Origin of the sequence: Paenibacillus sp. L3-i20, from assembly GCF_022180385.2 — a bacterium.
Classification (GTDB): domain Bacteria; phylum Bacillota; class Bacilli; order Paenibacillales; family Paenibacillaceae; genus Pristimantibacillus.
This window is the reverse complement of record NZ_BQME02000001.1, coordinates 333,323-345,539: the sequence shown is the minus strand read 5'-3', so window position 1 is coordinate 345,539 and position 12,217 is coordinate 333,323. Positions and strand designations below refer to the sequence as shown.

At 40.6% G+C, this 12,217-nt stretch carries 9 protein-coding genes and 1 pseudogene; 8 read left to right on the top strand and 2 right to left on the bottom strand.

Annotated elements, in window-relative coordinates; translation table 11 throughout:
• Window positions 1-67: 67 nt before the first annotated feature.
• The 4 genes from MFF31_RS01650 (at window position 68) to MFF31_RS01635 (ending at window position 5,601) form a co-directional block, all read left to right on the top strand.
• Window positions 68-760 (top strand): ABC transporter ATP-binding protein, encoded by a 693-nt coding sequence (locus tag MFF31_RS01650; protein ID WP_238186437.1) that lies wholly within the window; start codon window positions 68-70, stop codon window positions 758-760.
• A complete protein-coding gene (locus MFF31_RS01645; protein WP_238186436.1) occupies window positions 735-1,769 on the top strand; it encodes an efflux RND transporter periplasmic adaptor subunit in 1,035 nt (344 codons plus the stop codon). The genes MFF31_RS01650 and MFF31_RS01645 overlap by 26 nt, the downstream gene beginning before the upstream one ends.
• Before the next feature lie 64 nt (window positions 1,770-1,833).
• Complete coding sequence (locus tag MFF31_RS01640; RefSeq protein WP_238186435.1) at window positions 1,834-4,716, top strand: ABC transporter permease; 2,883 nt, start codon at window positions 1,834-1,836, stop codon at window positions 4,714-4,716.
• Window positions 4,717-4,719: 3 nt separating this feature from the next.
• Window positions 4,720-5,601 carry an ABC transporter ATP-binding protein gene (locus MFF31_RS01635; RefSeq protein ID WP_238186434.1) on the top strand — a complete coding sequence of 294 codons (882 nt, stop codon included), beginning with the start codon at window positions 4,720-4,722 and terminating at the stop codon, window positions 5,599-5,601.
• A gap of 131 nt (window positions 5,602-5,732) precedes the next feature.
• Here MFF31_RS01635 and MFF31_RS01625 read toward each other — a convergent pair.
• Window positions 5,733-6,298 (bottom strand): annotated as a pseudogene (locus MFF31_RS01625) (transposase); the annotation flags it as partial.
• Window positions 6,299-6,370: 72 nt separating this feature from the next.
• Window positions 6,371-6,736 carry a LytTR family transcriptional regulator DNA-binding domain-containing protein gene (locus MFF31_RS01620; RefSeq protein WP_238186433.1) on the bottom strand — a complete coding sequence of 122 codons (366 nt, stop codon included), beginning with the start codon at window positions 6,734-6,736 and terminating at the stop codon, window positions 6,371-6,373.
• 144 nt (window positions 6,737-6,880) lie between these two features.
• Here MFF31_RS01620 and MFF31_RS01615 point away from each other — a divergent pair, with 144 nt between their 5' ends.
• From MFF31_RS01615 to MFF31_RS01600, 4 genes are all read left to right on the top strand, one after another.
• Window positions 6,881-8,002, top strand: coding sequence for a lactonase family protein (locus tag MFF31_RS01615; RefSeq protein ID WP_248565376.1), 1,122 nt, complete (start codon window positions 6,881-6,883; stop codon window positions 8,000-8,002).
• Window positions 8,003-8,052: 50 nt separating this feature from the next.
• The gene (locus tag MFF31_RS01610) at window positions 8,053-9,288 is read left to right on the top strand and encodes an MFS transporter (RefSeq protein WP_238186431.1); all 1,236 of its coding nucleotides are present in this window, start codon (window positions 8,053-8,055) and stop codon (window positions 9,286-9,288) included.
• 135 nt (window positions 9,289-9,423) lie between these two features.
• The gene (locus MFF31_RS01605) at window positions 9,424-10,695 is read left to right on the top strand and encodes a DUF2087 domain-containing protein (protein WP_238186430.1); all 1,272 of its coding nucleotides are present in this window, start codon (window positions 9,424-9,426) and stop codon (window positions 10,693-10,695) included.
• A gap of 74 nt (window positions 10,696-10,769) precedes the next feature.
• A complete protein-coding gene (locus MFF31_RS01600; RefSeq protein ID WP_238186429.1) occupies window positions 10,770-12,035 on the top strand; it encodes an MFS transporter in 1,266 nt (421 codons plus the stop codon).
• Window positions 12,036-12,217 lie beyond the last annotated feature (182 nt).

The following is a 12,217-nucleotide window of genomic DNA, read 5'->3' as shown; positions in this document are numbered from 1 at the left end:
TAACATTGTAAAAGATACCATTAATTAAACAATAATAGGTTAATTAGGAGAGAAGGAGGAGATTGTTTTGCAGCCAGCGTCATCCGATATCATTGTCGCATCAGATTTGAAAAGAACCTTTGGCAAGGGGGCGGGCGCTGTTCACGTATTGAAAGGCGTCGATCTATCGATTCAACCAGGGTCGCTAATTGCATTTAAGGGCAGATCAGGTTCAGGAAAGACGACACTTATTAATTTGCTCAGCGCGCTAGACCGTCCAAATGAAGGACGAATTATATTTGAGGGACGAGATTTGTCCTCCATGTCGAGCAAAGATCGCGATGATATACGCCGAACAAGGATGGGATTAATTTTTCAATCCTTCGCCCTCCTTCCTTTAATGTCCGCTTATGAAAATGTCGAGTTTGTCCTACGTGTTTCTGGTTTTCCTTCAAAAGAACGAAAAGATGCAGCAATTTGGGCACTGGATCAAGTAGGGTTAAAACAGAGGATGAATCATCGTCCATTCGAAATGTCAGGCGGGGAGCAGCAACGTACAGCCATTGCAAGAGCGATTGCTCACAAACCTAGCTTGCTGCTAGCTGACGAACCTACCGCAGAATTAGATACCAAAACTGGGTTTCAAATTATGAAAACATTTCGCAACTTAGTAGAATCATCGGGAATGACCATTATCATGACAACACACGACCCAGCTATTATGGAAATTGTAGATCATGTGTACGAATTGGAGGATGGACAAATTGTTATTCCGACCTAAATACAGATTTTACATGATTATGAGCTTCATTTTGATAATGACGTTAACAGGATGCTCCTTACTTCCGGTAGAGGAAGAGCCATTGAAGCCGCCGCTTGTAAAACCACCGCAAGAAGTATATCGAACTGCTGTAGTTGAAAAAGGACCGATAGCCCGTGAAATTGTTGCGAACGGAGCACTGGAATCCTATCATTTTGAACCTTTGGAATTTGTTGCTGGTGGTGGAGAACTTAAAGAAGTATTGGTTAGGGCTGGAAGTAAAGTGAAGAAGGGTGATGTGCTCCTTCAGTTAGAGACAGGAAATATGGATATTGAATTGAAACAACTGGAATTAAATATGGCTAAGGCCGTTCAAGCTATTAAAGTAGCGAAGCTTGCTGAAGATAGTGAAGCGCTTAAAATTGCATCGCTTCAACATGATGTCGACCAAATGAAATACAAAAAATTATCAAAAACATTAAATTCGAAGCAGCTTATTGCTGGAATGGATGGTGTAATTACATTTGTTACATCAATGGAACCAGGCGAAGAAATAGAAGCATACGAAACATTAATTATTATTTCTGATCCTTCGAAGCTGCGGTATTCTTTCCAAGTAAATGGTATAGAAGATATTCTAAGTGTCAAAGTAGGATTTAAGGCTAGAGTTAAGTTTGGTTTAAATGAATTAGAAGGGACAGTTACACAGACGCCATCCTCGGCACCAGATACGAAAGATGAACAGTTACGTACGCGAAATTCAAATTACATGTTTATTGAATTTGATAAACTTCCGGATGATGTAGTTATTGGACAACGAGGAGATGTGAGTATCCAGCTAGAAGCGCGGGAAGATGTATTAATTATTCCACGCAGTGGTTTACGCAGCTATTTAGACAGAAAATTTGTTCGTGTTCTGGAAGAAGAAAACAAGATCAGGGAAGTAGATGTTGAGATAGGAATCGATGGTCAAACAGTCATTGAAATTAGAAAAGGCCTTGAAGAAGGACAAGCGATCATACTGCAATAATAATTACTGGAATTCTGGAAAATAGTAGCATTTGTGATGCCTTGGGACCTGGGAGGTTTGTTGCATGGCTTTATTTGTAATGATTTTGCGCAAGATGGTACAGAACAAATGGCTGGTCTTTAGCATGTTCATTGGCATCCTGATCTCGATCGCACTTGTAAGCAGTATGCCGATTTATTCGGAGGCCATTCTGTCACGTATGCTAAAAAAAGATTTAGAACAATTGCAAATGAATCGAAACGTATATCCAGGGGGCATTTATTCTAATGTTATTTTCTCAGGAGATACCCCTGAGGATTTGATTAAGAAGTTCAACAAAATCGATAACATGATTAAATCGGAAGCTGCTGCAGGTTTTGAAATTCCTGTACAAGAGCTAGTTACAGATATTTCTACTATACCATTTAATATGAAGTTAGTAGACGATCCGAATCCAGTAGTAAAAGATAACACTAAAAAAGTAACGATAAAATCAATTGACGGTTTAGAGAAGCACATTAAAATTAAGGATGGAAAAATGCCTGCAACTGGGCCCATTGATGGCGTGTATGAGGTTTTGGTAACCGAACGTGCGCTAAATTTTTTTGGAGCAGTATTGGATAGTGTATTTGTCATTGAAAATGAAAAAGTAAAAACTAAAGTAAAAATTAAACCAGTAGGGATTTTTGAAAAGGCGAAGGATGACGATCCGTTTTTTCGGTTTGGCAATTTAGGAGACCTAGATAAAAGTGCTATTCTTCCTTTCGAAACAGCGGAAAAGCATCTGATGAAAGAGCAAAAAGTACCTGTGGCAGGAGCAGGGTGGTATATCGTTCTTGATTATTCGAAGATGGAATTACGACATATTCCTTCCTATGAACAATCGTACGAGTCGATACGCAATTTTATATCAAATGATTTTACCGCTTATCGAATGGGAACAAAAGCAAATGCACATGAAACAATAGCGGTCTACACTTTAAAAGCAGAAAATTTATACACGCTAATGTGGGCTTTGAATATTCCAGTCTTGATTATGCTTGCCTTTTATATGTTTATGATTGCAAATTTGTTGGCTAATCGGCAGAAAACAGAAATTGCAGTTCTTCGAAGCAGAGGAGCTGCTAGATGGCAGATCATTGCCTCTAACCTTTTGGAGATTATACTTCTATGTGGTATTGCCCTTGCACTTGGGCCGTTACTAGGTGCAGTCTTCACAAAAGTATTAGGAGCCTCTAGTGGCTTTATGGAATTTGTGCAGCGTGTGGGTACACCCGTTCGAATTGTAGAGGCAGCTTATCAATATGGACTTTTTACAGCATTATGTTGTTTGTTAATATCTATTATTCCGATTATTGCAGCAACACGTGTATCCATCGTTGACCACAAGAAACAGATGGCAAGAATGGTGAAAACTCCGTTGTGGCACAAAATATTTTTAGATATCATAGCACTAGGTTTATCTATTTATGGGCTATTTACATTCCGGAAATGGTTAGCTGATCTGCAGAAACTCGATCTAGAAACAACCGATTTAGCGATCGATCCACTACAGTTCATTGTTCCTGCCCTATTTATTATGGGTTTGGGGTTACTACTTCTTCGGTTCTATCCATGGATTCTTAAAATTGTATATTGGATGGGAAAGAAGTGGTGGCCACCTTCCCTATATGCAACACTAATTCAAGTGGGTCGTTCCAGCAACCAATATCAATTTCTAATGATCTTCTTAATAATGACGATTGCTACAGGTGTGTTCAGTGCATCTGCTGCGAGAACGATTAATCAGAATACAGATGAAAAAATTCGTTACAGCAATGGAGCGGATATGACGTTAGGCATCAACTGGATTAGTGATGGTCCACCTCCGCCAACTATAGAATCTCGAGGAGGTGGAGGTGGGTCGTCCGGGTCATTTACAACGCCCAAAGAAATTAACTATAAGGAGCCTGCTTTTGATGGATTTTTGAAATTGCCGGGCGTTCAGCATGTTGCCAAAGTATTTACTAAACAAGATGCAACCTTTAACGTTAAAGAAGAAGCAGGAATTGCTACATTGATGGGTATTGATACAGATGATTTCGGCAATACAACATGGTTCCGGGATTCACTGCTTGACTATCCTTTAAATGATTATTTGAATCTACTCGCGACCGACTCCAGTGCTGTTCTCATCTCAAAGAAGTTAGCAGAAACCCAGAAGGTGAAAGCTGGTGACATTATTTATGTAGGGTGGACTGGGGTGGAGCGGCAACCCTTTAAAGTGTTTGGCATAATTGAATATTTTCCAACATTCAATCCTATTCAACGTGTAGTTATCAAAGAGGATAGACCAAAAGAAACTCCAATGTTAATTGTTGGTCATCTTCCGAGGATACAATCTATGCTTAAACTTGAGCCCTATGATGTCTGGCTGAAGCTTGATCCTAAAGTTACGACTGCAGAAGTCTATAAGGCTATTGAAGAAAAGGAGCTGCCAGTAACAAGTATTGTGAATACAAAAGAAGATTTAACTAGAGCTCAAAATGATCCATATCTACTAGCTCTAAATGGGATACTCACATTAGGGTTTGTTATATCTATTCTCGTTAGTTTTATTGGATTTTTATTATATTGGATATTGTCACTTAAAGGAAGATCTCTTCAAAATGGTATTTTGCGGGCAATTGGATTATCCTTGAAAAATCTAATAATGATGTTAGTTGTGGAGCAGTTATTAACCTCTGGCGTCGCCGTGTTGTTCGGCATCATTGTCGGCAATGTAGTAAGTATGTTGTATGTTCCCAACTTCCAAATTGCGTTTAATCCGAGCACCCTCGTTCCACCGTTCACGGTCAGAATTGAGTCGGGGGATATTATGCAGATTTATATGATGGTTGGCACTATGCTACTAGTTGGCCTTACCATATTAGCCTTCATGCTATCTCGTCTGCGTATCCATCAGGCGCTCAAACTTGGGGAGGATTAAAGCATGATCCATTGCGAAGGACTTGTGAAAATTTTTAAAACAGCTGATCTAGAAGTATTTGCCCTTCAAGGACTTGATTTGCAAATTGAAACTGGCGAACTTATGGCTATTATCGGAAACAGCGGTAGCGGTAAATCTACGTTGCTTAATATGCTAGGAGGGCTTGATCGGCCGACCGCAGGCAAATTGATTGTAGATGGTAAAGATATGCTGAAGTTTAAGGAACGGGATTTAGTTAACTATAAACGTAAATGCGTTGGATTTGTATGGCAAAATAACGCGCGTAACTTAATTCCCTATTTAACAGCTCAGGAAAATGTGGAGCTTCCGATCCTTCTGACAGGCAGTCGTAAACGTTGGAGGGCGAAGGATCTACTGGATGCTGTAGGGCTTAGTCATCGAGCCAAAAACAAGCTTTATCAACTTTCTGGCGGAGAGCAGCAACGGGTTGCTATCGCGATTGCACTAGCTAATCATCCGAAGCTGCTTCTAGCAGATGAACCTACAGGGTCGGTTGATTCCAAAATGTCTAATCAAATACTGGATTTATTCCGTGAGCTAAATCGAAATATGGGAATAACGATTGTAATTGTTACCCATGATCCTGAACTTGCGAAGAAGGTGGACAGGGTTGCTGCTATCCGCGATGGGAAAATTTCATCTGAGATGTTGCGTAGACGCTCTTATGCAGAGGAACTCGCACTGCTTGAACAAGACGACTCTGATAGCTCCCATGTCGAATATGCGATATTGGACAAAGCTGGACGTCTGCAAGTGCCGTCAAATTATTTAGATACTCTTGGGCTGAAAAATTCGAATAAAGTGCGTTTAGAAATGGTAGACGGGAAAATTGTAATTCTTCCACCTGAAGAAAAGGAAGAGTAATTAGTAGATGAGAAGGGGCTTGCTTTGCAAGCCCTATTTGCGCAGATATAGCCGGCTCGTTGCTTCCCAGCATTCTCCTGGCCGCAGCGTAACTAGTCCTATTTGGTCTGAGGGCAAATCAAGATTAGGGGCATTGACAACATTAATTTGCGGGAAAGTTCATTCCTTAGTTCATTGACTACTTGTAGTTTGTCTTGTTTGGTGATTTTTCCTTGTTTTGAACTAAGGCATTCAACTTTTTTAAATACGCATTCTCCATACGCAAACGTTCTACCTCTGCTTGTAAAGCCTCTACTGATCCTTCTGCTACTGTTTACTTCTTTTGTTCTATTGGATCTTTCTTCATGGATGATCGCCCCTTTTTCTTTGGTTATAGGGCGTCAATGCCATGTAATTCTAAACTTCTTTGCCAGCTTAAAATGGTACTATGGCTCGCAATTTTAAATACCGCAGCCGTTTCTCTGACAGACGTCCCATATTCGTTCATATGATTAAGTACGTCTAGTTTGTCTTGTACGGAATATGTTGTATAGCCATTTTCAAATGCTTCCTCACCATGATACTCATATTGTCTAATCCAGTTTGAAAAGACAGAATGATGAAGCCCTAAGGATTTCGTGATGGCTTTCAAGCTGTCTGGTCCCTTTTGATAACGTATAACAGCTTGTATTTTTTCATCTGTACTGAACCTGATCATAGAAAAACTGCACCTCCGATTGTTAGATGGTATCTAACAATTGAGGTGCAGTTCAGTGTGAGGCGGTTGTCGTTATGTATTCGATGTGCGTCCTTCACTATTTTTCAGACGTTGTGTGAACAGTTGCTCAATGACAAAACGTTTGCGTCGATTGACTGGCAATTGTTTGGCATCGGACTGTGCTGTACCGAAATAGATGGTGTTGCTTGCAATCGATTTTATTTTGGAGATGTTGATAAAGCAATTCGTACTAATCTGAAAAAAGTTATTTTTTTCGGTTAGTTGTCCAATTTCAGCGGCACTCAACTTTTTTTTCCTATTATAATTTCTACCATGGAAACTAACGAGCCCTTGACTCCCAATCTTGAAGTATAATACGTCAGCCTCTAAATCAATTTCTTCATAAACATTCCGTTCTTTTAGCGCTACAATCATCATCCCAAATCCCCCTTAGACAAGTGAACTTCCGAATTGATAGCGCTTACATTATATCATAATCCTTTCTCAATGTGAAGTATCTTATTAAAAAGACATTGTCGGAGCTACAGGCTTATGCTATGTTCAAATTACATTTAATATAAGTTGAAGGGTTGGGATTATTTGAGCAGTCTAGTGAACGGTTGGGACAAAGGGATTTTTTACGTAGGTTCATATGGAGAGAAAAGTGATGCTACTATCCATGCTTGTACAATGGAAAAGACTACGGGCAAGTTACATATTATTCAGCGTTTCACGAATGTGGAAAATGCATCATTCCTCGCTATTCATCCTGATGGGAAACGATTGTATGCTGCAAAAGAGATCGGCGAGTCAGGCGGACAGCCAGGTGGGGAAGTCGCAGCTATATCAATTGAAGTTGAAACAGGACTACTCAAGGATATTACTAGCGTAGCTTCAACGATCGGGCAACATCCATGTTACGTCAGTGTGAATCAGGAAGGAACGGGGCTGTATGCCGCAAATTATACGGGTGGAAATATAACGTTGCTGCCATTAACGGAAGATGGTGAGCTTCAGAATGCTGCATCGTTGATGCAGCATGAAGGGGAGCCAGGTCCTGTTGTAGATAGACAAGGTGCTCCACATGCGCATTGTGTTGTGCCAATACCGGGAACACCGTTTGTAAGTGCTGTAGATCTCGGAATCGATGCAGTTGTAACCTATCGATATGATAAAGAAGCTGGCATTCTCGCTAACCACCATATTACGAAGCTGCAAGGTGGAACAGGGCCCAGGCATATTGCGTTCCATCCAAAGCTTGCAGTTGCTTATGTTACCAATGAATTGGCATCTAGTGTAACTCTACTTCATCTTGATAAGGATGCTGGTCTACTCACAGAAGGTGCTACTTATTCTACAATTCCTACGGAGTATACAGACTACAATGATTCAGCTGATATTCATGTATCGTCAGATGGTAAGTTTCTATACAGCTCGAATCGTGGACACAACAGCATTGCCGTATTTGCTATTGATGGACAATCGGGTACATTGACATCGATTCAACATATTGGCTGTGGGGGAGAGCAACCTCGTAATTTCGGTCTTACACCGGAAGGTGATTATGTACTTGTAGCTAATCAAAAGACAGGTAACATTGTTGTATTTAGACGTGATAGAGAGAGTGGAACGATTTCGGAAACAGGATTTACGCTGGAACTAAACGCACCCGTTAGCATATGTTTTGCAAATAACAGCCATTAACATGATTTCTTGTTGTAAGTTGCTAGTATAAGAGAGGCAGGTCTTGTAGCGTGTCATCAAAAGCATCGGAGATTGGTAAGTCGAGTAACACCTTGCGTGCTGCAACTGTATACTCGATTTTATTCGCTATCAGCTCTGTACATCTACTTAACGATTCGATGCAATCGGTCGTAGCTGCATTATTGCCAGTTTTCCATGACTCATTAAATCTTACTTATGCGCAAGTTGGTTGGATTGCATTTACGCTGAACATGACCTCATCGGTTATTCAGCCAGTAATAGGTATGTTTTCTGACAAACGACCAACACCGTGGATACTCCCTATAGGGATGTTCAGCAGTATGCTTGGAATGGCTGGACTTGCTTTCGCTCCAAATTATACACTGTTACTAGTTGCTGTTGTATTTGTTGGTTTAGGTTCAGCAGTTTTTCATCCGGAAGGATCACGTGTCGTTTATTTGGCAGCAGGCAATCGGCGGGCCTTTGCACAGTCCATTTATCAGGTAGGCGGTAACTTTGGGCAAGCACTTGCTCCTCTTATGACTATTTTTATTTTTATACCACTCGGTCAGAGGGGGGCAGTATGGGGCATGCTGCTAGCTGCGCTTGCAATCGCGATTCTATTCAAAGTAGTTCCGTGGTATTCGTCGCAATTAGTAGAGTATGGGAAGCTTGCCGCCATAAAGAAAAAGTCAGGCGCAATGATACAGCCAGCGCAGCCTCTTGATAGAAAGGTTATAGCATTAGCGCTTTCCATCTTGCTTATCGTTGTATTTGCACGAGCGTGGTACGGTTCTGCAATAGCCAGTTTTTATCAGTTTTATGCGCGAGAAACGTATGGACTAAGTCTCGGTCAAGCTCAAGTACCGTTATTTCTGTTTATGGCTGCTGGCGTTGCGGGAATCTTTTTGGGCGGCATGATGGCAGATCGAATCGGCAGGAAAAAAATAATGTTGATTTCGATTATCGGATCGGCTCCGTTTGCCCTCATATTGCCGCATCTTTCGTTAGGGTGGGTTTATCCAGTTATCACTGTAATGGGATTTATCCTTCAAGCAGGATTTTCTGTCAGTGTTGTGTACGCACAGGAGCTAATGCCAGGGAAAGTTGGAACGGCATCCGGCTTAATTACCGGATTGTCATTTGGAATGGGAGCACTAGGTGCTGTTGTTTTTGGAAATATTGCAGATGCTGAAGGAATGAGATATGTCATGCTGTTAGCCAGCTTCCTGCCTTTCATTAGTATCATTGCAATATTTTTACCGAAGGATCGAAGAGAGAAGTAATAGGCAAGCGAGGGGCTCATAAGTCCTTCGCTTGTTTTTATATTTATTGACATTTTTACAAACGTAATTATATAATATCTATAAATTAAGCAAACGAATATATTATACGTTTGTTTTATACAAGGGGTGAAAGGATTGAATTACGATTTAGATGATCGTTTCTGGAGCGCAACGTTAACTGAAATGAAGCAAGGATATTTCCATAATGATGAAGATGATCACTATTGTTGTCTCGTTTGTGGAGAACGATTCGAGAATGGTGAAGTATTTCAATTGCCAGAATCAGGACGTTTCTACGAAGCTAAGAAGTTTGTACAATTCCATGTGGCCAAGCAGCATGGTTCAATGCTTGATCATTTGCTTGGGCTAGATAAGAAGGCAACAGGGCTTACTGATTTGCAGAAGGACATGATTCGTGATTTTGCAGCCGGCTTTACCGATAATGAAATTGTTAAGCGCTCTGGAGGCGGGAGTGCTTCTACTATACGTAATCATCGCTTTGTATTGAAGGAGAAGGGCAAACAAGCTAAGTTGCTTCTCGCAATTATGGAATTAATGGATCAAGGAGTTACGGGCTGGCCCAAATTTGAGTCGGTGCTTCACACAGCTACGCAAGTAGATGAACGGTTTGCAATTACGGAAGAAGAGCATAAGGAAATTATTAAAAAGCATTTGCCAGATGGACCTAATGGTCCGTTAACTTCGTTTCCTCGCAAAGAGAAAAAAAGGATTGCAATACTGGGGCATATAGCATCCTTCTTTCAATATGATGCACGTTATCGAGAGTCAGAAGTGAACGAGCTTTTGGAGCAGTTTTCAAGTAAAGAATATGTGACAATAAGACGTTATTTGATCGAGTATGGTTTCTTGGATCGTAAAGATGATGGGTCACAATATTGGGTGCGAATGACAGGGGAGGATGGGAACAAAGTGGATACTAAGGAGTCAAAGAGGGAAGTTAATTCGGAGTTAAAGGCGGGGTTGGAGACATCTGCCAAGCGGCCTGATAAAGCGACGCGTAAAGAGCTAATTGCTGACTATCAGGAGCGTGCTCGTATAATGGGTGTGTATCAAATTGTTAATAATTCGAATGGTCGGATATATATTGGGGGCTCAACGAATATGGATGGCCTTTGGAATAAAGAAAAGTTTATGCTCGAGCTAGGGTCTCATACGAATAAGAAGTTACAAAAAGATTGGAAACAGTTTGGTGCTGATCAATTTACGTTTCTAGTTCTGGAGACGGTTAAAAATGATGGAACAATTAGGTATGATTATAAAGATGTCTTCGATGAAAATGGCAAGGAGCTTGGTGATGTTGCTAAGCGTTACAAAAGGGATGTCGAGACTTTGAAAGAGCATTGGCTTAATAAGCTGCAGCCTTTTGGAGACAAAGGTTACCACTAACGACATAATGAAATTTTCCAGCCAATTATAGCTGAGTGCTTTTTGCACCTTATAAAATGGGAGTGAGTAGGTTTATGTCAGAGCAAGTAGTACCAACAAAATCGGCCGGAAATTTGCTCGGTAATAAATTTGTGCAAACGATCTTGTTATCTCATGTATTGCTCCAAATCGGGATATGGGTTCGAAACTTTGCTATTTTGATGTACGTGACGGAGATGACAAATAATAATCATTTTGCTGTTGGTTTAATGGTCTTTGTTGAAATTTTCCCGATCTTTGTATTTTCAATTATAGGAGGAACATTCGCTGATCGTTGGAAACCGAGATTGACGATGATATGGTGTGATATATTGTCAGCGATATCCGTATTTGCTGTGCTGCTAACAATTATATATGGGTCATGGCATATGATTTATTTAGTCACGTTTATTTCTGCGATTCTCTCGCAATTTTCTCAACCCTCTTCAATGAAGTTATTCAAACAACATGTGGAACCTGCAAAATTGCAAGGAGCTATGGCTTTGTTCCAATCTCTGGGCGCTATATTTATGGTAGCGGGACCAGCGCTAGGTGTTTATAGTTACAATGAGTTTGGCATTAATATATCAATTGGTATTATGGGCGTAGCATTTTTGTTGTCGGCTATCGTATTGTTTCGAATTCCAAAGGATAAACAGCCTGACCGAACAACAGAGGTTGCTGATAAGCAGTTCTGGAATGAGCTGAGCGCAGGTCTAAAGTATGTGTGGCGCAGTCCTGTATTGAAAGCCCTCGGCGGAGCATTTGTCCTTGCAGGAACCGCGGTTGGAGTCGCGCAGACGCTTGGTGTATTTATCGTTATTGAACGTCTTGGACAGGAGAAAGAGTTTTTACAGTTCCTTTTGATGGTTAACGGCATAGCAATGTTAGTCGGCGGAGGATTAGTTATGGCATTAGCCAAAAAGCTGTCTGCACCGAAGTTGCTTGCAATTGGTATGTGTATTAGCTCGTTAACGATGATTGGAATCGCATTATCAACTAGTGTTCCTTTGACGCTTGGGATTCAATTTTTTAGCGGACTCGGATTTCCATTCATACAAATTGGCATTAGCACAATGATACTTCAATGGACGGAAGAGAAATATATCGGTCGTGTTAATGGTGTTTTAATGCCAATGTTCATGGGGATGATGGCTATTATGTCGTTAGTTGCAGGTTTGTTGAAGGATTTTTTACCATTAGTAGCTATTTATTGCGCAGCGGGAGCATTTATGTTTTTAGGCATGCTGGTGATGGTTCCCGTATTAAAACATAAAGCTCCTGACTATGCTAAACAGACTGTAGAAGAGGCAACTGCATAAAATATTCGAGAAATAGCAAAGCACATCTATTCCATTCTTAAATGGGGTAGGTGTGCTTTTTTCAAAATATAAGAACTTATACGTTTTACATGTTATAAGAGGCTTATATTTCTCTGCGAAACGAAAGCTAAGCCTCCAAAGGACAGCTTTAGCCGTTTACGCTTGGCAGTTTACCAATTTAA